At 59.1% G+C, this 21926-nt stretch carries 7 protein-coding genes; 2 read left to right on the top strand and 5 right to left on the bottom strand.

Annotated elements, in window-relative coordinates; genetic code table 11:
• The first annotated feature begins 155 nt into the window (after positions 1–155).
• Positions 156–15560 carry a non-ribosomal peptide synthetase gene (locus CPI83_RS19980; protein ID WP_097387614.1) on the top strand — a complete coding sequence of 5135 codons (15405 nt, stop codon included), beginning with the start codon at positions 156–158 and terminating at the stop codon, positions 15558–15560.
• 172 nt (positions 15561–15732) lie between these two features.
• Here the strand turns inward: CPI83_RS19980 and CPI83_RS19975 are convergent, their stop codons facing one another.
• From CPI83_RS19975 to CPI83_RS19955, 5 genes are all read right to left on the bottom strand, one after another.
• On the bottom strand, positions 15733–16635 hold the full coding sequence (locus CPI83_RS19975; RefSeq protein ID WP_046378249.1) for an alpha/beta fold hydrolase: 903 nt from the start codon (positions 16633–16635) through the stop codon (positions 15733–15735).
• An 87-nt stretch (positions 16636–16722) separates the two neighbouring features.
• Positions 16723–17760: an alpha/beta hydrolase family protein gene (locus CPI83_RS19970; protein WP_232816777.1), complete on the bottom strand. Its 1038-nt coding sequence runs from the start codon at positions 17758–17760 to the stop codon at positions 16723–16725.
• Between the two features lie 118 nt (positions 17761–17878).
• Entirely contained in the window at positions 17879–18739 is an 861-nt protein-coding gene (locus CPI83_RS19965; protein WP_029254908.1) for an ABC transporter permease, read from the bottom strand.
• Positions 18736–19599: an ABC transporter permease gene (locus CPI83_RS19960; protein ID WP_020906888.1), complete on the bottom strand. Its 864-nt coding sequence runs from the start codon at positions 19597–19599 to the stop codon at positions 18736–18738. Before CPI83_RS19960 ends, CPI83_RS19965 begins: the two co-directional genes overlap by 4 nt.
• Positions 19596–20567: an ATP-binding cassette domain-containing protein gene (locus CPI83_RS19955; RefSeq protein ID WP_029254910.1), complete on the bottom strand. Its 972-nt coding sequence runs from the start codon at positions 20565–20567 to the stop codon at positions 19596–19598. Before CPI83_RS19955 ends, CPI83_RS19960 begins: the two co-directional genes overlap by 4 nt.
• A gap of 404 nt (positions 20568–20971) precedes the next feature.
• Between CPI83_RS19955 and CPI83_RS19950 the strand changes: the two genes are divergently transcribed.
• On the top strand, positions 20972–21829 hold the full coding sequence (locus CPI83_RS19950; protein WP_020906890.1) for a glycosyltransferase family 2 protein: 858 nt from the start codon (positions 20972–20974) through the stop codon (positions 21827–21829).
• Positions 21830–21926 lie beyond the last annotated feature (97 nt).

Below are 21926 nucleotides of genomic sequence, written 5' to 3'. Positions count from 1 at the left end.
CGTCGAACGCGATTTGCCCAGGTCAAGGGTAGAACCTCGGAAGTGATCGGATTCCTGCGAATACTGATCGAACTGCAGTACCAAAGCGAAGGTGAAATTGTCTTGACGCAGCACGTGTTCCTCCAGCATGCCGTTCGAGTGCAGGTCGTGACCGCATGAGCTCCGATGGTGTGACGCCAGGGACGTCGGTAGCTCGCAAGGCACGTCGAGAGCGTCCGGCACGCGGCCGTCGTGCCAGCACATCGTTGCTTCCGCAACTGCTGGCGGCGGCCGTCGAGCTGGGGCCCGAGCGGGAGGCGTTGCGGTTCGAAGGACGTTCGCTGTCATACGCAGAGTTGGACGAGCAATCGTCTCGTTTGGCGAGATTGTTGATCGCCGGCGGCATGGGGCCAGAGGATCGGGTTGCAATTTCGATACCGCGGTCCATCGAGTCCGTTCTGGCACTGTGGGCAGTCGCCAAGTCCGGCGCCGCCTTCGTCCCGGTTGATCCGAACTATCCTGCCGATCGCGTGGCCTACATGATCAGCGATTCTGGAGTTTCGGTCGGGTTGACCACTGAGGGTGCACGCGCCGGGTTAACTGACTCGGTCGGGTGGATCTCGATCGATGCTTCGGACACTGTCGAGTCGTTGGCCGCTGTCTCCGGCGCGCCAGTGACGTATGACGAGCGGGTAAGAACACTGCGTGAGCAGCACGCCGCGTACGTCATCTACACATCCGGCTCCACAGGGCGACCCAAGGGTGTTGTTGTTTCGCATTCGGGGCTAGCCGTCCTGCAGCGAGAGCAAATTCGCATGCTGTCGCTCGACGGCAATTCACGGGTTTTGCACTTCACGACTCCAAGCTTCGACGTATCGATCTTCGAACTACTCGAGACGATCGGAGCAGGCGCCGTCATGGTGATTGCCCCATCGAGCATCTACGGTGGGCCCGAGCTAGCCGAGCTGATCAAGACAGAGCGAGTGACGCATGTCGGCGCTACTCCTTCGGTGCTCGCATCGGTGGATCCATCTGGACTCGACGATGTTGCTGTCGTCGTGGTCGCGGGTGAGGCGTGTCCGCCAGAGTTGGTCGCGAAGTGGGCGCCCGGACGCCACTTTTTCAACGCGTACGGCCCGACCGAGATGACGATCGTCACGAACATGACGGAACTCGGCGCGGGTGATCCCGTCACGATCGGTGGTCCGATTCGTGGTGCAGCGTCTTTGGTATTGGATGCTCGCTTGCAGCCTGTACCGACGGGGACTACGGGTGAGCTCTATCTTGCAGGGCCGCAGGTTGCGCGCGGATACCACAATTTGGCAGGAATGACGGCCGATCGATTCATCGCGAATCCCTTTGGGGCCCAGGGTGAACGAATGTACCGCACGGGGGACGTGGTGCGGTGGACGGAAAGTGCTGCCGGCGATCGTAGCGTCGAATACGTCGGACGGTCCGATTCCCAGGTCAAGATCCGTGGCTTCCGCATCGAGTTGACTGAAATTGACGCGGTCATCGCACTCGACGAACGGGTCGAGTTTGTGACAACTCTCGGGCGAGTGTTGCCCAGCGGTGAAACGGCTCTAATCTCTTATGTGCTTCCTGCAGTTGGAGCCGTGTTGTCCGGGGATGACGTCCTGGCAGTGGTCAAGACGGATCTTCCCCGTCACATGATTCCGGCGGCTGTCGTTGTCATCGACGAGATCCCCTTGACGCCGGTAGGAAAGCTGGATTCGGCAGCACTTCCTGATCCCGTATTCGAGGCTCGAGAGTTTGTAGCGCCATCCTCCGCTGGTGAGGTCCTGGTCGCGCGCGTATTCGAAGAACTCTTGGGGGTGGACCGAGTCGGCGCTGACGACGACTTCTTCGAACTCGGCGGCAACTCGTTGATTGCTGCGAAATTGGCCGGGCGTCTCAGTGCGGCTTTCGATGTGCGGGTTCAGGTCAAAACGCTGTTCGAGTACTCGACAGTCTCCGGACTTGCATCTGTTCTGTCAGATTCAGCGGGGCATGTGCGAATTGCCTTGGCCCCTCGCTCTCGTCCGGAGCGGATACCTCTTTCCCTTGCACAGTCGCGGATGTGGTTCTTGTCGAGATTCGACTCTGTGTCTGGTGTGAACAACATTCCGATCGTGTTGCGGTTGTCCGGTGCCGTCGATGTTTCGGCACTGTCCGCAGCGCTGTCGGATGTTGTTGCGCGGCACGAGGTGTTGCGGACCGTCTACCCGGAATTCGAGGGCATCGGGTTCCAACAAGTACTTCCGGTGGGCGAATTCGTGGGAACTGTATTGCCCGAAACTGTCGACGCGGCCGACTTGCTCGGTGTGCTGACGCCAGTGGTGGCAGAGGGGTTCGATGTCACGGTCGAGGTGCCATTGCGGGTTCGTTTGTTCCAGACGGGCTCGTCGGAGTTTGTATTGGCGTTGGTGATTCACCATATTGCTGCTGATGGCGTGTCGTTGGGGCCATTGGTGCGTGATGTGTCGGTCGCGTACGTGGCGCGTGCGGGTGGTCAGGTTCCGCAGTGGGCGCCGCTGGCGGTGCAGTACGCGGACTTCGCGTTGTGGCAGCGTGAGGTGTTGGGGTCCGAGGGGGATCCGTCGTCGTTGATGTCCGAGCAGTTGGGGTATTGGACGTCGGTGTTGGCGGGGTTGCCGGAGCGGATCGAGCTGCCGGCGGATCGCCCGCGGCCGTTGGTGGCATCCAATCAGGGGGCGAGTTACCAGTTTTCGATAGACGCGCGGTTACATCGAGCGCTCGAGCAGTTGGCGCTTGATCGTAATGTGTCGTTGTTCATGGTGGTGCATGCGGCGTTGGCGGTGTTGTTGGCGCGGCTGAGCGGTAGTGACGACGTTGTGGTGGGCTCTCCGATCGCAGGGCGGGGTGAGCCGGAGCTGGACGATCTGATCGGTATGTTCGTCAATACGTTGGTGTTGCGGACCGAGGTGGATTCTTCGGAGTCTTTCTCGGCGTTGTTGGGTCGGGTTCGTGAGGTCGATCTCGGGGCGTTCGGCAACGAGGACGTGCCGTTCGAGCGTTTGGTGGAAGTGCTTGATCCGGCGCGGTCGCAGGCCCATCATCCGTTGTTCCAGGTTGCGTTGTTCTTTCAGAACATGGCGCAGGATGTCGTGGAGTTGCCGGGACTGTCGATTGCCGGTTTCGACGCCGGTGTCGAGATCGCGAAGTTTGATCTGCAGTTGACGGTGACGCCGTTGGAGGAGGACGGCGTCGGTGTGGGGATGCCGATGTCGTTGACGTATGCGACGGATCTGTTCGACGCGTCGACAGTTGTTTCGTTTGCGGAGCGGTTGGTGCGTGTTCTGGAAGCGATGGTGGCGGAGCCTGATTCGGTTGTCGGGGATGTGGAGTTGCTCGGTGAGGACGAGCGTTCGCAGGTGTTGGTGACGGTCAATGACACTGTTCACGAGTTGACTGACGACGCTTTGTTGCTCGACGGGTTTGTTGCGCAGGTGGCGGCGACGCCGGGTGCGGTGGCGGTGATGTTCCAGGGACAGTCTCTGTCGTATGCGGAGTTCGGGTCTCGGGTGAACCGTCTTGCACGGTATCTGATTTCGGTGGGTGTGGGGCCGGAGTCGTTGGTGGCGTTGGCGATGCGCCGGTCGGTTGACCTTGTGGTTGGTATGTATGCAGTGGTTGCTGCGGGTGGGGCGTATGTGCCGTTGGATCCGGATCATCCGGTCGAGCGCAATGGTCATATTATCGAGACCGCGGCACCGGTCTGTGTGTTGTCCACTGCTGGTGACGGTGTGGTGTTGCCGGGTGAATTCGATGTGGTCTTGATCGACGAGCTGGATGTGTCCGGATTCTCGGATGCGCCTGTTTCTGATGTGGATCGTGTTGCGCCGTTGCGTGTTTCGAATGCTGCGTATGTGATTTTCACGTCGGGGTCGACGGGGAAGCCGAAGGGTGTGGCGGTTTCGCATGCGGCGATCGTCAATCAGATGGCGTGGATGCAGGGGCAGTATGTTCTGACCGGGTCGGATGTGTATCTGCAGAAGACTGCGACGACGTTCGATGTGTCTTTGTGGGGGTTCTTCCTGCCGTTGGCGGTGGGTGCTCGGTTGGTGGTGGCCACTCATGACGGTCATCGGGATCCGGGGTATTTGGCGTCGGTGATCGCTGATCAGCGTGTGACGGTGACGGACTTCGTGCCGACGATGCTGTCGGTGTTCGCGGGGGAAGTCTCTGCCAGCCAGTTGGATTCGCTGCGTGATGTGTTCGTCATCGGCGAGGCGTTGCCGGCGCAGACGGTGCGCGATTTCGGTGTTGTTTCAAGCGCGCGGGTTCACAACTTGTATGGTCCGACCGAGGCCGCGGTGTCGATCACGTTCGCGGATGTGACGGATGCTGTCCACGGTGGTGTGGCTTCTATTGGTGTGCCGCAGTGGAATTCGCAGGTTTTCGTCTTGGATTCGCGATTGCGTCCGGTGCCGGCGGGTGTTGCGGGTGAGTTGTATCTTGCGGGTGATCAGTTGGCTCGTGGGTATGTTTCTCGTCCGGATTTGTCGGCGGATCGCTTCGTGGCGAACCCGTTCACTCATGGCAGTGTCGGCGATCGGATGTACCGCACGGGGGACTTGGTGCGGTGGGGCTGGTCGGGGGAGCTCGAGTACATCGGGCGCACCGATTTCCAGGTGAAGTTCCGGGGTCAGCGGATCGAGTTGGGGGAGATCGAGTCGGCCCTGGTGGCCGATGTGTCGGTGTCGGTGTCGTCGGTGGCGGTGGTGTCGACCAAGACCGGTGATCAGTTGGTGGGGTATGTGGTGCCGACGTCGGGAGCGGTGGTTGATGTTGCGGCGCTTGTGGATTCGTTGGGGTCGGTGTTGCCGTCGTATATGGTGCCGTCGCAGATCATGGTGTTGGATGCGTTCCCGCTGAATGCTTCGGGGAAGTTGGATCGGAAGCTGTTGCCGAAGCCGGTGTTCGAGGCTGCGGCGTTCCGGGCTCCGGTGACTCCGGTGGAGGAGTCGGTTGCCTCGGTTTTCGCCGAGGTGTTGGGTGTGGATCGGGTCGGGCTTGATGATGATTTCTTTGCTTTGGGTGGCAATTCGCTGATTGCAACTCGGATGGTTGCCCGCCTTGGGCAGGCGCTCGATACGCAGGTTCCGGTACGGGTGCTGTTCGAGGTGTCCTCGGTCGAGGGCGTGGCTGCCCGGGTTCAGACCAAGATCGGTTCGGGTGCTCGGGCGGCGTTGACTGCTCGGGTGCGCCCGGAGCGGGTGCCGTTGTCCCTTGCACAGCAACGGATGTGGTTTCTGAACCAACTCGACCCAGAGTCGCCGGTCTACAATGTTCCTCTCGCGATCCGGCTTTCAGGGAAGCTGGACGTGGCGGGGCTGAAAGCTGCTGTTTCCGATGTCCTGGCACGGCACGAGTCGCTCAGAACGTTGTACCCAAGCGATACAGATGGACCAATGCAGGTAATTGTTCCACCCGAAGATGTCGTGCTGGACTTGAGTCCAGTCGAGGTCGACGCCGAGTCTGTAATGCTGCGCCTATCAGAGGTTGTCGGACAGGGATTCGACGTCGGTGCTGAGGTCCCCGTTCGAGCGAAACTGTTCAGCCTTGGCTCTGACAACTACGTGTTGGTTGTCGTGATCCACCACGTTGCCGGAGACGGTTCCTCGGTCGGTCCACTCGGGCGCGATGTCATGGTCGCGTATGAGGCCCGATCTCGGGGCGTAGTTCCGGGGTGGGCGCCTCTCGGAGTGCAGTATGCGGACTATGCGTTGTGGCAACGCGAGATGTTGGGCTCGGACGGCGACCCGGATTCGATCGCGTCGAAGCAGATTGCGTACTGGCAAGCGCAGTTGGCTGACGTTCCCCCCGTCCTTAATCTCCCCTTGGATCGTGCCAGGCCGGCGATTCAGTCATTGCGCGGAGCGACAGTCGATTTCACGGTCGATGCACGCCTTCATTCAGGCTTGTCGAGGCTCGCAGAGGGCCACAACGTGACTGTCTTCATGGTCATTCACGCGGCGGTGGCTGTTTTGATGTCCAGACTGAGCAGTTCTCCGGACGTGGTCCTTGGTACTCCTGTCGCAGGACGCGGCGAGGCCGAACTCGACGATCTGATTGGTATGTTCGTCAACACGCTGGTCTTACGCACGAACGTCGAAGCGTCGGAAGGATTCGGTTCGTTCCTGGAGCAGGTGCGTGAAATCGATCTATCGGCGTTTGCCAATGCGGATGTGCCGTTCGAGTGGTTGGTGGATGAGATCGACCCCGTGCGTTCTACTGCGCATTCACCGCTGTTCCAGGTTTTGTTGGTGTTCCAGAACTTTGCGCAAACGCAGTTCGTGTTGCCAGAACTCACGATTTCCGGGATCGAAGCGGACTCGGGAACGGCGAAATACGACCTTCAGATCACTCTGTCCGAGGTCATCAGCGAGTCGGGAGAACCCTCGGGGATGCACGGGTCGTTCAACTACGCAACCGACCTGTTCGACGAATCAACGGTGTTGGAATTCGTCGATCGTCTGTTGCGAATTCTGAACACAGTGTCCGCAACTCCGGACGTACTGGTGGGTGATATTCCCGTACTCTCACAGAGCGAGAGTGAACAGGTACTGGCACAAGCTGTTTCGGCCGGTTCTTTGTGCTCGGACAATGCAACGCTGGTCTCGTTGTTCGACGAGCAGGTTGCGCGGACGCCTAACTCTGTCGCGTTGGCCATGGACGGAATTGAACTTACGTATGCGGAGTTCGATGCCAAGGTCAATCAACTCGCGCGTCACCTCATTTCCGAAGGAGTCGGACCTGAGCAGTTGGTCGGTGTGGCGATGCGTCGGAGCATTGAACTCGTGGTTGCGATCTACGCCGTTCTGAAGGCTGGGGGCGCCTACGTTCCTATCGATCCAGATCATCCAGCAGAACGCACCGAGTACGTCGTCGAGGCGGCGGATCCGGTACTGATTCTGACTACCGCTCGCGATCAGTTCGCGTCGACGGGTCGACGGATGGTGACTGTCGAGGCTCTGAACTTGGACGGGTTCCCATCTCGCCGGATAGCCGACTCTGAACGCAATTCGCCTTTGCGATCGGAAAACACGGCGTATCTGATCTTCACTTCAGGTTCGACAGGTCGCCCCAAGGGCGTTGCGATTACACACAGCGCAACGGTGAACCAGTTGGTGTGGGCTCAGGCGACCTACAGGCTTGATCGCTCGGATGTGGTACTGCACAAAACGCCGATCACCTTCGACATTTCGGTCTGGGAATTGTTCTGGACTCTCCAAACTGGAGCGAAACTGGTCATCGCGGTTCCCGACGGACACCGGGACGCAGATTATCTTGCGAAAACCATTGCGCAAGAGCGGGTCACGACGGTGCATTTCGTTCCGTCGATGTTGAACGCATTCATGTCCGCGGTGCCCGCGCCGCTGCCGGAGTCGGTGCGTCGCGTCTTTGTCGCAGGAGAGGCGTTGAGCGCCGACACCGTACGCCGATTCAGCGGGTACGCGTCGGCGAGCCTGCACAACTGGTACGGGCCTGCCGAGGTCGAGGTGGTAACAGCTTGGGAGGCGACTCCTGAGGCGGTGGTCGTCCCGATCGGTTCGCCCGTCGCTAACACGTCCACTGTTGTGCTTGACGGCCGGTTGGCGCCAGTGCCGGTGGGTGTGGCCGGTGAACTGTATTTAGGTGGACCGCAGGTGGCTCGTGCATATCACGGTGAGCCTGCTATGACGGCGCTGCGATTTGTCGCCGATCCATTCGGATCAGCCGGCGCCAGGTTGTACCGCACCGGAGATTTGGTTCGACGGACCAAATCGGGGGAGCTGGAGTACATCGGCCGTAGCGATTTCCAGGTGAAGTTGCGTGGTCAGCGGATCGAACTGGGTGAGATCGAATCAGCCCTGCTCACACATGAGAACGTCAACGACGCCGTCGTCGTGATGCACTCTGACTCCAAGTCGGGTGACAGCTTGGTTGGGTATGTGGTGCCGGCGTCGGGTGCGGTGGTTGATGTTGTGGCGCTTACGGATTCGCTGCGTACGGTGTTGCCGTCGTACATGGTTCCGTCGTTGATCATGGTGTTGGATGCGTTTCCGCTCAATGCGTCGGGGAAGTTGGATCGGAAGTTGTTGCCGGAGCCGGTGTTCGAGGCCGCGGTGTTCAGGGCTCCGGTGACGGCGGTGGAGGAGATCGTCGCGTCGGTGTTCGGGGATGTTCTCGGGGTCGAGCGTGTCGGGTTGGATGACGATTTCTTTGCTTTGGGTGGTAATTCTTTGATTGCTACTCGGGTGGCGGCGCGGTTGGGGCAGGCGTTGGATGCGCAGGTTCCGGTGCGGGTGTTGTTCGAGGCGTCGTCGGTGGAGTTGTTGGCTGCTCGGGTGGAGTCGGAGGTCGGTTCGGGTGCGCGGGCGGCGTTGACTGCTCGGGTGCGTCCGGAGCGGGTGCCGTTGTCGTTGGCGCAGCAGCGGATGTGGTTCTTGAACCGTTTCGATACGTTGTCGTCGGCGAACAATATTCCGGTGGCGATTCGGTTGTCGGGGTTGTTGGATGTGGCGGCTCTGCAGGCTGCTGTGTCGGATGTTGTTGCGCGGCATGAGATTTTGCGGACGGTGTATCCGGAGGTCGACGGTGTCGGCTTCCAGGAGGTGTTGTCTGCGGATCGGGTGCGGTTGGATTTGTCGCCGGTGGCGGTGTCGGAGTCCGATGTCGTTGGTGCGGTGACGGAGTTCTTGTCGACCGGTTTCGATGTGGCGGTGGAGGTTCCGGTTCGGGCGCGGTTGTTCGCGGTGTCGGAGTCGGAGTTCGTGTTGGCGTTGGTGGTTCATCACATCAGTGGTGATGGTGTGTCGATGGGGCCGTTGACGCGTGATGTGATGGTGGCGTACGAGGCTCGTTCTCGGGGTGAGGTTCCGGGGTGGGCGCCGTTGGCGGTGCAGTATGCGGATTACGCGTTGTGGCAGCGGGAGACTCTTGGTTCGGAAGATGATGCGGGGTCGTTGATTTCGCGTCAGATCGGGTTCTGGGAGTCGGCGTTGGCGGGGTTGCCGGATCAGTTGGATTTGCCGGCTGATCGTCCGCGGCCTGCGGTGGCGTCCAATCGTGGTGCTGCGTATTCGTTCGTGATTGATCGTGATGTGCATGTGTCGTTGAGTGACGCTGCGCGTGAGTCGAATTCGTCGTTGTTCATGGTGGTGCATGCGGCGTTGGCGGTGTTGTTGTCGCGGTTGTCGGGGACGTCCGATATTGCGATCGGTACTCCGGTGGCGGGTCGTGGTGAGCAGGTTCTCGATGATTTGATCGGGATGTTCGTCAATACGTTGGTGTTGCGGACGGAGGTGGATTCTTCGGAGTCGTTCTCGGGGTTGTTGGGTCGGGTTCGTGAGGGTGATCTGGGTGCGTTTGCGCATGCGGATGTGCCGTTCGAGCGGTTGGTGGAGGTGCTTAATCCGGCGCGGTCGCAGGCTCGTAATCCGTTGTTCCAGGTGATGCTGTCGTTCCAGAACATGGAGCAGTCGGTGCTTCGACTTGGTGATCTGACGGTTGGGGGAATCGATACCGGCGCGGTGGCGGCGAAGTTCGATCTGCAGTTGACCATGGTCGAGCAGTTCGACGAGTCCGGTGCCCCGGCCGGGATGGCGGCGACGTTCACGTACGCGACGGATCTGTTCGACGAGTCGACGGTGGCCTCGATGGCAACCCGATTCGAACGCATCCTGCGCACAGTTCTCGACGATTCATCGGCGCTGGTGGGAGAAGTCGATCTTCTTGATGGTGTTGAACGAATTGAGATCTACAACAGATCGCGCGCCAATCGTCGGGAACTGCCCGCGACGCGATTGGTGGATGTCGTCGGTACGGCTCAGCGCGCGATGGATGTTGCGCTGATTTACGGTGACGAAAGCTTGACCTATGGCGAATTCGATTCGCGCGTCAATCGATTGGCCCGACATCTGATTTCGCAAGGTGTTGGACCTGAGGTTCTGGTCGGCGTGCTCATGGAGCGGTCTATATCTTGGGTGATCGCAGCCCATGCGGTGATTCGTGCAGGTGGCGGATATGTACCCCTGGACCCATCGCATCCGACTGAACGCGTCTCTTATGTTTTGCGAACGGCGGCGCCGGCCGTTGTCTTGTACTCGCGTGACTTTACGGTTGATGGTCGACTCGACGCGAAGTTGCCGACTTCCTGGGTTGATGTTGACAGTCTTGACCTGCATACGTATTCGACTGATCCGATCACCGATTCAGAGCGACTGTCTGCTCTTCGGGGAGGTCACCCTGCGTACGTGATTTTCACTTCCGGTTCTACCGGGACGCCGAAAGGCGTCCTGGTATCGCATATCGCCGTAGTAAACCAGATGCTTTGGCGCCAGGATCGATACAATTTGGACCCGTCGGACGTGGTGCTGGTCAAGACTCCGTCCACATTTGACGTTTCACTTTGGGAGTTGTTCTGGCCGTGCCAAGTAGGCGCGCGCATGGTGATCGCCGAACCGGATGGCCATCGTGACCCTCAGTACATAGCGAAGTTGATCCGGGAGCATGCGGTCACGGTCGCGCACTTCGTGCCTGCAATGATGGCCCTATTCATTTCAGCCGAATGTGCCAGCAATATTCCTTCCTTGAGGCTGGTGTTTTCCGGTGGCGAGGCCTTGAAAGTTGGCACTGCCGCGGAAGTTTTCGGAGTGATGCCATCAGCATGCTTGGAGAATTTGTACGGTCCTGCCGAGGCTGCAATTGATGTGACCTTCCATGCAGTCACATCGGACGAGACCGTGTCGATCCCGATTGGTTCTGCTGTGTGGAATACAGGGCTGTTAGTCCTGGATTCCAGGCTGCACCCGGTTTCAAGGGGTGTTGTCGGCGAGCTTTATCTATCGGGCATTCAGTTGGCGCGCGGGTATATCGGGCGGGCCGCAATGTCGTCGGATCGGTTTGTTGCGAACCCGTTTGCCGATGGCAGTGGGGGCGGTCGGATGTATCGCACGGGCGATTTGGTGCGGTGGGATGCGTCGGGGGAGTTGGAGTACATCGGTCGTAGCGATTTCCAGGTGAAGTTGCGTGGTCAGCGGATCGAGTTGGGGGAGATCGAGTCGGCTTTGGTGGCTGATGCATCGGTATCCGCATCTGCAGTGACTGTTGTTTCGGCCAAGTCGGGTGACAGCTTGGTTGGGTATGTGGTGCCGGCGTCGGGTGCGGTGGTTGATGTTGTGGCGCTTACGGATTCGCTGCGTGCGGTGTTGCCGTCGTACATGGTTCCGTCGTTGATCATGGTGTTGGATGCGTTGCCGCTGAATGCGTCGGGGAAGTTGGATCGGAAGTTGTTGCCGGAGCCGGTGTTCGAGGCCGCGGTGTTCAGGGCTCCGGTGACGGCGGTGGAGGAGATCGTCGCGTCGGTGTTCGGGGATGTTCTCGGGGTCGAGCGTGTCGGGTTGGATGACGATTTCTTTGCTTTGGGTGGTAATTCTTTGATTGCTACTCGGGTGGCGGCGCGGTTGGGGCAGGCGTTGGATGCGCAGGTTCCGGTGCGGGTGTTGTTCGAGGCGTCGTCGGTGGAGTTGTTGGCTGCTCGGGTGGAGTCGGAGGTTGGTTCGGGTGCGCGGGCGGCGTTGACTGCTCGGGTGCGTCCGGAGCGGGTGCCGTTGTCGTTGGCGCAGCAGCGGATGTGGTTCTTGAACCGATTCGACCCAGGATCCAATGTTGACAATATTCCGGTGGCGATTCGGTTGTCGGGGTTGTTGGATGTGGCGGCTCTGCAGGCTGCTGTGTCGGATGTTGTTGCGCGGCATGAGATTTTGCGGACGGTGTATCCGGAGGTCGACGGTGTCGGCTTCCAGGAGGTGTTGTCTGCGGATCGGGTGCGGTTGGATTTGTCGCCGGTGGCGGTGTCGGAGTCCGATGTCGTTGGTGCGGTGACGGAGTTCTTGTCGACCGGTTTCGATGTGGCGGTGGAGGTTCCGGTTCGGGCGCGGTTGTTCGCGGTGTCGGAGTCGGAGTTCGTGTTGGCGTTGGTGGTTCATCACATCAGTGGTGATGGTGTGTCGATGGGGCCGTTGACGCGTGATGTGATGGTGGCGTACGAGGCTCGTTCTCGGGGTGAGGTTCCGGGGTGGGCGCCGTTGGCGGTGCAGTATGCGGATTACGCGTTGTGGCAGCGGGAGACTCTTGGTTCGGAAGATGATGCGGGGTCGTTGATTTCGCGTCAGATCGGGTTCTGGGAGTCGGCGTTGGCGGGGTTGCCGGATCAGTTGGATTTGCCGGCTGATCGTCCGCGGCCTGCGGTGGCGTCCAATCGTGGTGCTGCGTATTCGTTCGTGATTGATCGTGATGTGCATGTGTCGTTGAGTGACGCTGCGCGTGAGTCGAATTCGTCGTTGTTCATGGTGGTGCATGCGGCGTTGGCGGCGTTGTTGTCGCGGTTGTCGGGGACGTCCGATATTGCGATCGGTACTCCGGTGGCGGGTCGTGGTGAGCAGGTTCTCGATGATTTGATCGGGATGTTCGTCAATACGTTGGTGTTGCGGACGGAGGTGGATTCTTCGGAGTCGTTCTCGGGGTTGTTGGGTCGGGTTCGTGAGGGTGATCTGGGTGCGTTTGCGCATGCGGATGTGCCGTTCGAGCGGTTGGTGGAGGTGCTTAATCCGGCGCGGTCGCAGGCTCGTAATCCGTTGTTCCAGGTGATGCTGTCGTTCCAGAGCGCACGCCAGACCGCGTTGCAGTTGGGCGATCTGACGGTTGCGGGAATCGATACCGGCGCGGTGGCGGCGAAGTTCGATCTGCAGTTGACCATGGTCGAGCAGTTCGACGACTCCGGTGCCCCGGCCGGGATGGCGGCGACGTTCACGTACGCGACGGATCTGTTCGACGAGTCGACGGTGGCCTCGATGGCAACCCGATTCGAACGCATCCTGGCTGCCGTCGTTGCTGATCGGTCAACCATTTTGGGTGACGTTGATATTTTGGATTCTGTTGAGCGTTCGTTGGTGCTCGAGGGGTGGAATGACACGGCTCGTGAGGTTGCGGGTGTGTCGGTGTTGGATGGGTTCGATGCGCAGGTGGCGGCGACACCGGGTGCGGTAGCGGTCTCGTTCGAGGGGCAGTCTCTGTCGTATGCGGAGTTCGATGCTCGGGTGAATCGTTTTGCCAGGTATTTGGTTTCGGTGGGTGTGGGGCCGGAGTCGTTGGTGGGTGTTGCGGTTCGTCGGTCGGTTGATTTGTTGGTTGCGGTTTACGGTGTGCTCAGGGCTGGTGGTGGGTATGTTCCGGTGGATCCGGATCAGCCTGCGGAGCGTAATGGGTATGTGTTGGAGTCGGCGTCGCCGGTGTGTGTGGTCAGTACGTCTGATGTTGGTTTCGATGCTGGTGTTGTGCCGGTGGTCGAGGTTGATGTTGTTGATGTGTCTGGTTTTTCGGGTGCGCCTGTCTCTGATGTGGATCGGGTTGCGCCGTTGCGGTCGGGGAATACGGCGTATGTGATTTTCACGTCGGGGTCGACGGGTCGGCCGAAGGGGGTGGCGGTCAGTCATCGCAGTGTGGTCAATCAGGTGTCGTGGTTGGCGGAGCGTTATGCGGTGTCGGGTTCTGATGTGGTGTTGTTCAAGACTCCGGTGACGTTCGATGTGTCGGTGTGGGAGTTGTTTGTTCCGTTGGCGGTGGGTGCTCGGTTGGTGGTGGCTACTCATGACGGTCATCGGGATCCGGGGTATTTGGCGTCGGTGGTGGCGGCGGAGTCGGTGTCGATGGTGTCGTTTGTGCCGTCGATGTTGGAGGTGTTCGTCGATCAGGTTGTCGACACGTCGGAGGCGACGATTTCGCGTCTCGGTGGTGGTGGGTTGGGTTCGTTGCGGGTGATTTTCGCGGCGGGTGAGGCGTTGCCGGCGTCGGTGGTGGGTCGGGTGTTGTCGGTGTTGCCGTCGGTTGAGGTTCATAATTTGTATGGTCCGACGGAGTTCACGGTGCATGCGACGGCGGCGGGTCCGCTCGATGGTGTGGGTGTGGTGGTGCCGATGGGTGCTCCGGTGTGGAATTCGTCGGTGTTGGTGTTGGATTCGCGGTTGCGTCCGGTGCCGGTGGGTGTTGCGGGTGAGTTGTATTTGTCGGGTGTGCAGGTCGCTCGTGGGTATTTCGGGCGGGTGGATTTGTCGGCGGAGCGGTTTGTGGCGAATCCGTTCGGCGTGTCGGGTTCGCGGATGTATCGCACGGGGGATGTGGTGCGGTGGATCGGTGTGTCGGGTGAGCTCGAGTATGTCGGTCGTAGTGATTTTCAGGTGAAGTTGCGTGGTCAGCGGATCGAGTTGGGGGAGATCGAGTCTGCGGTTCGGGATCAGGTGGGTGTGGGTTCTGTGGTGGTGGTGGTGTGGCGTGATCAGTTGGTTGCGTATGTCACTGCTGCGGTGGGGTCTTCGGTTGATGTTGATGTGGTGAAGGTGGGTGTGGGGGAGCGGTTGGCGTCGTATATGGTGCCGTCGCAGTTTGTGGTGTTGGATGCGTTGCCGTTGAATGCTTCGGGGAAGTTGGATCGGAAGTTGTTGCCGGAGCCGGTGTTCGAGGTTGCGGTGTTCCGAGCTCCCTCTACCGAAGCTGAACTACTTGTCGCAAGCGTCTTTTCGGAGATTCTCGGTGTCGAGGAAATCGGGGCGGACGATAGCTTCTTCGAGTTGGGTGGCAACTCATTGGTCGCAGCGAGGGTTGCAGCTCGGCTGAGCGCAGCAGTTTCCGTGGAGGTCCCACTGCGACTCATCTTCGCGACTTCGACGGTCAGCGAACTTGCAGAACGGATTGCGCTCGGAATTCGGGTGGGCTTCGATGCGAAAACCGATGATGCACTACGAACGCTTCTGCCGCTGAGAACGACAGGGAGCGATGTGCCGTTGTTCTGTGTTCATCCACTCGTTGGACTGGCGTGGCCTTTTGCACCGTTGGCGGCAGTTGTGGACCGTTCGATTCCGCTCTATGGGTTGCAGAGCCCAGTTCTGACTGATGAGGCATTCCAGGGACGATCCCTTGACGATTACGCAGATCGCTACGTGGACGAGATCACCCGGGTTCAGCAGTCAGGCCCGTACCGAATTCTCGGTTGGTCGCTCGGCGCGATCATCGCTCAAGCGGTTGCGGCGAAGATGGAGGAGCGAGGCGAGATCGTTGAGGCGTTGATCTTGCTGGACGGTTCGCCGGAGACACGCGACGAATCAGAGCATGCTGTCCAGGTGCGCGCTGAGTTGGCTGCAATAGGGATTGTCTTCGGCGAGAACGAAAGTCTCGATGAATTGTCGGTCGAGAGGTCAGCAGAGATCTTGGCGGCTGTCGACGGAGAGAGAATCGGACTCGATGCGTCTGCGATCAAACGGTTGCTCACAAGCATTGCGATTTCGGCGAAGCTGATCAACGCCCATCGGCCGCAGTCGTTCGGGGGGCCGATCACTTTCGTGAGTTCGTTGGATCGTTCGGGCGCAAAGCAAGCCGACAAGGTTTGGGGTCCGTACGCGCACGGAGGACTGACGGATGAATTGGTCGACGTTCACCACCTGGAAATGATGTCTCCTGAAGGCGTTCGCGCTATCGGGCTGATTATTGAGCGTGTGTTGCGCGGTGGCGCCGCTGATTGATCAGCCGGCGCATACGAGCCTGGTCGGGCGATGGCCAGGCTCGTATGTTTCGCTCTTCCCGACTGGCCGTGTAGGAGGTCATGTTCGCCCGTGACAGCACACGCTTGTCGATCGGAGGTTGTCGAGTGTGCGATTTCAACTTCTGCGGCGACCTTCGCGACGTCTGAGTCAGCTATGCGCAGGGGATCGGCGTGAATTCCGGATCGAGCGCGGATTTTACGAGGTCCAACGAATGCGCATCACGGACCAGACCCGCATGCGAGGCAGTGTTGCCTGGGCAGCCATCCTGGACCCAGATGTTGTTGACAACAGAATTGGGGCCTGCGGTAAGGAACGAAGCTTCCGGAGGGGTTGAAATCTGGTCGTGAGCGGTCGCGATCACGGTATACGTAACTCCCGGTTGGGTTTCCGAGCCCGCATTGAGCTCAGCCAACAGTGGTGTCCCTTGAAGTTGTTGAACACCGGCTGGTCCCCAGATCGCCTGAACCAAGAGGTCTCCGGGAAGTCCCATATCTGACAGTTGTTTAGCGTTCGCTTGCAAGCCGCCGAAGGTCGTGCCGTGGTTGGTAGCGCCGAGGGTGACCAGAGAATGGACGGCGTTTTTCGACGGATCTTCCGGAGTCGAACCACCGTCGAACTTCAGGTACTGGCGAGCGACGACTCCCCCTTGGGAGTGGCCTACGAGATCCACCTGGCTTGCACCCGTAGAACGGCGAACTGAATCAACGAAGGTTGCAAGCTCTTTCGCTGAAGTCGCAATGTCCCTGATACCCCATTGGAGAGCATTGGGATTGAAGATTTCCCGTGCGCCTCCATAATTGAGTGCAAATACGCAATAGCCGAGATCAGCAAGTTGCGGGGAAAGTTCAGCCCATGTATCAACCATGTTCGCGGTTGTTCCGTGGATGAGAACTACCGGACGAGGATGCTCGGCGCTCGGAACGCAATTCCAGTTGTTCGAACCGGCCGGCGATGGACCCATAGTGGCGAAACCGGGGCTGGGCTCATGATCATCCGCTAGGGCGCTGACGGAGGTGCCTGACAGCAGGAAGCAAGTTCCCAGTACGACCAGCATGATCCGAATGAACCGCACCGCTACATTCCTCCCATGATGCTAAACGGTGCCTCGCGCTGGAGTTGAAGCCAGCACGAGGCACTTGAATCAGACGCCCAGAGACTGTGCGATGAATGGCCAGGACTTGTGTAGATCGTCCTGCCAGTAGCCCCATGAATGGGTACCTGTTGGACGGAAATCCACTACTGCCGGAATATTCAGTTCGAAGAGCCGCTTCGCCATGTTGGAGGTACACAGATTGGTTGCAAGCTCGATCGGGCTGCCGACAACGATCTGGTCGAACATCGCAGCGCGACCGTCCTGGATGCGCGGATTTGCAGGGGTGTCATTGGGGAAACCGGGGAGCCCGCTGCCGGTGCTCATGTAAATCTGTGTGCCACGCAGCTTCTCAGCGTTCACAAGCGGGTCGTGTTCCCGCCAACCGGGGCCGTCGAACGGACCCCACATGTTCTGTACGTCGTCAACGCCGCCGATCCACTCCGTGGTGGTCTTGACGAACTGCTGGCCAAGCGGATCGCTGGTCTGGGCACATCCGCTGAATGCGGCAACGGAGTTGTAAAAGCCTGGGTACTCGATCGCCAGGTTGAGCACAGAAGTGCCCGACATCGAGATTGCGGCAATGGACTGTTCGCCATTGCTGCCAAGTTGCTTGTTCAGCAACGGAGGGAGTTCCTTACCCAGAAAAGTGCTCCACATGTTCTTACCAAGTTTCGGGTCTTCCTTCTCCCAGTCGGTGTAGTACGACAGGCGGCCACCAACTGGCGTCGCGACGTTGACGTTCTTGTCCTGGAAGAAGTCGACGACGTCGGTCTGGTACTCCCAAGTAGCCGAATCTTGTCCACCACCGGCGCCGTTGAGCAGGTACAGGATGGGACGGGGTGCGGAGTCATCGGCAGGAGTGATGACCTGAATTGGAACAACGCGGTCCATCGACGCCGCGTATACATTCACGATCTTTTGGCGATCGTTCACTTGCTCGACTGAGACGACGTAAGAACCACTCGTGACGGACTCCATCGAATCTCCGCCGCCCTGGTGAGCGACAGGTGACGCAGTTGCGATACCGGCCGGAACCAGAGCGCACACCATCGTCACCGCGGCGACACCGGTAGCGCGCCTCCACATGGACTGCCTTGTACGCGTCAAGTTAGATACCTCTCGTTGCGTGGCACGGGTACATCGATGCTCATCCCTGGTGCCACTTGTTTCTCGAATTGTGAAGTCGGTTTGCGGTCTGTATTCGTTACGACATCGCCGCGGCGCGTCGGTATCCCCGAATCGCTGGGTAGACGAAGACGAGAATCATGCCGAAGGACCAGAGCAGCGTCTTGACGAGGGGTTCCGCCACAGGACCCCCTAGCGACAGCCCTCTCATCGTGTCGATCGCGACGGACATCGGTTGCTCTGCCACCACCGGTTGAAGCCACTTCGGGTAGGCCATCACAGGGACGAAGCCGGAATTGAAGAACATCAACAGTGTGCACGAGATGGATACGATTTCGACGAGCGGCAAGTTGTCGGAAACCGTGGCCAGGGCCGTCACCATCATGGCAAAACCGACGCCGAAAATGACGGGCAATGCCAAGATCGCAAAGGCCGCGAGCGGGCCCTGATTGAATCGGAACCCCAACAGGTAGCCGACGCCGAGAATCACGATTGACGTGAGGAGAACTCGGACTGCTTCTGCGATCATGCGTCCGACGAGGCCAGAGGCGCGGTGCGCAGGCAACGTCCAGAATCGACTCAGTAGTCCGGACGCGCGTTCACCTTTGAGACCGACCGCACTTGCAATCGACCCGAACATTGCGCCGACGAGGATGATCAGTGGAACGGTCCCGAAAATACTCGACTGGCCGGTTGCTGCCGTAATCGAATTGCCCAATACGACCCGGAACATCAGCAGCATGAATGCTGGGTAAATGAGGGCCTGAATAGCGGTCGATGGATCGCGCAGCCAGGTGAGCAACAGGCGTTTGGCCTGAATTCCACTGTGAACGACCAGCGCCTTGAACGAGTTCTCGGGGAGCGCATTGTCTGGGTAAGGGAAGTTGAACCCCTCGACCGGGCGGACTACAGCCATGAATCGATCTGTCGGCTCGCTCATGACCGCCTCATACTTGCCCAGAACGCGAGTGGCGCGAACACGACGATCAATCCGATAGTCCAGGCAACGACGGGAAAGAGGACGCTCCAGGTGACCCCGCCTTGCGCAAGATCACGCATGGCGAATGAAAACTGCGATACCGGTTGATTGCGTACAAACGGCCGAATCCATTCGGGAAAGCCAGTCTCGGGCGCAAAACCGCAGGACAACATCCCCAGAATCAACTGTGGCAATGTCAGCGCTTGACTGGTGGCCTGCGGGCTCTTCGACAGTGAGCCGATCGCATCACCGGCGAAGGACAAGCAGGTGCTGAACGCCAAGGCGACCGCGCAAAACAGGATGGCCTGTCCGATTCCTGCTGAGAATCGAAAACCGATCAAGTGGCCGAACGCCAATGCGGCAGCAAGCGAGACTGTTGATCTGACGAACCCACTGGATTGACGGGACAGCAGCGGAATCGGGCCGACGACGGGCATGGTTTTCATCCGGTTGCTGAATCCGGTGATTGATTCGGTTGACGACATCTGAGCAGCCGAGATCGATGTGAATGCCATGGCTTGCAGCACGATGATCGGCATCAAGAACTGCGCGTAGTTGATCCCTTGAAGTTGCATGACGAACTTCAGAGGAAGGTAGAACCCGATCGTGAAAATCAGCGGTGCGATGACTGCAACGAGCAGTTCATAGCGCTTCACCATCGATTTGACGGTGCGTGCCGTCAACACCCACCACTGATTGATCGCTGACGGATGTGGTCGGCGGTGCTTGCCAACGCTCAAGGCGTCAGGGACTGCAATCTTGCTGCGCGTGTCTCCACGGACAGCCACCTGATCGACCCCGAATTTGGTTGTTGTCGTCACTTTGTCCCACTTACATGCTGCTCGCCAGTGAGTGCGAGGAAGACATCATCGAGTGACGGGCGGCGAAGTGCGATGTCGGCAAGCGGTATCCGAGCATGATCGAGACGGCGCAGTGCTTCAGAGAGCGTTCCGGCGCCGACGGGCGCGGGGATAGCGATTCGGCCGCTCTCTTGTGCCAGGTCGAAGCGGAAGTCTCGGGGCACCAGATTTCCTAGAGCGTGGACCGCGTGGGCCAACTGCTTGAGGTCTGAAGGCACGATCTCGCAAAAGCTCGCGCCAGTCCGAGCCTTCAGTTGATCAGCAGTCCCCTCAGCGATAACCGCGCCTTTGTCGATGACGATGATGTTGTCGCTCAGGAGATCCGCTTCCTCGAGATACTGGGTGGTCAGGAGCACCGTGATGCCCTGCTCCTTCAAAGATTGAACCAGTGACCAGACACTCTGACGGCTTCGCGGATCGAGGCCGGTCGTCGGTTCATCGAGGAAAACCACCTCGGGGCGAACGACGAGCCCACAGGCGATGTCGATCCGTCGACGCATACCTCCCGAATAGTTCCGGACAACGCGAGATCCTGCCTCGACGAGGTCGAACTGCGAGAGTAAATCGGCGGCGCGTACCTTGGCCGACATCCTGTCGAGTCCCATCAAGCGGCCGAACAGTTCGATGTTCTCGCGGCCGGTGAGAGAATCGTCCAGGGCGGCGAACTGCCCGGTCATCATGATGGAGCGTCGAACCTCTGGAGCGTTGCGCACGACGTCATAGCCGGCCACCATCGCGCGTCCACTGGTGGGACGAATGAGCGTGGAGAGGACCTTCACCGTCGTTGTCTTGCCTGCGCCGTTGGGACCTAAGATGCCGAGCACTGTCCCACGTGGGGCGGTGAAGTTGATCCCTCGCAGCGCGTGCACGTTCTTGAAGGACTTGTGTACGTCCTCCACTAGTACCGCTGCGTCCGTGGAAAAGGGCATCAACACTCCGCTGTCTGCATTGTCGGAACGGGCACGCGCTCCCGACGGGCGCACAGATGCCTTCTGTCTTCTATCCGTGATCTCCGCTCAGATGTTACCGGAGGGTCAAACCGACACTCGGGCAATCGGACGCGTGAGAGGGGGTATTTGGCTCCTGCCAGCAACTCTCACCTTCGATTTCACCTTGTGGCAAGAATCACAAATATTCTTTGTAACGTAAAGATCTCCTCTAATTGAACGAATGACCAAATGGATTTTCAACGCATCTGCGCAGGTGGGTATTCGGTTGCGCGGACCGGAGGTCTTTGATTTGACCGGTGACGAAAGTCCCCCGATTCCTTCCGGTTGGTCCTCTGGGCCCGCTGCTCAATGTCTTGTGGGGAGATTCGCGATACCGTTGGGAAATGGCGAACGCGACGTTGTCGGTGGTTGTTCCGGCTTTTAATGAATCTGAATACATCGAAACGTGCATCGAAGCGCTCATTGCTCAAGGTGAATATGTCGACGAAATCATCGTCGTTGACAATAATTCCTCGGACAACACTTCCGAGTTGATCAAGAAGTATCAAAGTAGTTGTCCCAAGGTTCGGCTTCTCAAAGAATCCCGACCCGGGGTGGTGCATGCGAGAAACAAAGGGTTTGACGCGGCTAGTGGAGAAATTATCGGACGTATCGACGCGGATACGATCGTGGGGGAAAACTGGGCCGTTGCGGTTCACGAATTCTTCGAGCGTCGCGACGATTTCTCGGGCGTAACTGGCCTGACTTACCTTTATGAATCTCCGATCGCCGGCCTTCAGCGCCGATGGACGAATTGGCGACTCGGTCGCGGGGCCCAGGGGGCGGTTCGGCCCGTTGTTGCAGTTCCAGGCAGTAACATGGCGATGCGTCGGTCGGCTTGGTTGGCCGTTAGGGATGCGGTCAGCGATCGAACCGACATTCACGAGGATATCGATCTATCCCTCTGCATGGCGCATGTTCGTTGCGCAGTGGGGCAGATCTCGAGCATGGCCGCAAAGGTTTCGGGTAGGCGTGGAGTTAGTTCGCCGCGCGTGTATGCACGATATAATCGAGCATCGAAGAAAACCCTCGAGCATCATGGTGTATCGAATTGGAAGTTAACATTCTTGATCGCAGCGGACAGTATTCTGCATGCAATCTTGTGGCCTCTTTATCGAATGTATGACAAGAATTCCGGACAACTCTCTTCTCGGGTCTTGGGTCGGAGGCAGCGGGCGCGGGATCTTCCCGTCTTTTCTTGATAAATCCGTCCGGTATTTATTCGAGAATGCTCGTGTTTAGCTGAATAATCGGGAGTGCCCGATAATTGCGGACAATTACTGGTTCGGGTTCGTTGCG

Origin of the sequence: Rhodococcus sp. H-CA8f (genome assembly GCF_002501585.1) — a bacterium.
GTDB classification, from domain to species: Bacteria; Actinomycetota; Actinomycetes; order Mycobacteriales; family Mycobacteriaceae; genus Rhodococcus_F; species Rhodococcus_F erythropolis.
The sequence above is the reverse complement of the archived record's forward strand: the minus strand, read 5'-3'. Positions and strand labels throughout refer to the sequence as shown.

Coding starts and splice junctions, on each gene's coding strand:
- CPI83_RS19965 (WP_029254908.1), bottom strand. CDS start 18,739: ATGAGCGAGCCGACAGATCGATTCATGGCTGTAGTCCGCCCGGTCGAG.
- CPI83_RS19950 (WP_020906890.1), top strand. CDS start 20,972: ATGGCGAACGCGACGTTGTCGGTGGTTGTTCCGGCTTTTAATGAATCT.
- CPI83_RS19955 (WP_029254910.1), bottom strand. CDS start 20,567: ATGCCCTTTTCCACGGACGCAGCGGTACTAGTGGAGGACGTACACAAG.
- CPI83_RS19970 (WP_232816777.1), bottom strand. CDS start 17,760: ATGTGGAGGCGCGCTACCGGTGTCGCCGCGGTGACGATGGTGTGCGCT.
- CPI83_RS19980 (WP_097387614.1), top strand. CDS start 156: ATGAGCTCCGATGGTGTGACGCCAGGGACGTCGGTAGCTCGCAAGGCA.
- CPI83_RS19975 (WP_046378249.1), bottom strand. CDS start 16,635: ATGCTGGTCGTACTGGGAACTTGCTTCCTGCTGTCAGGCACCTCCGTC.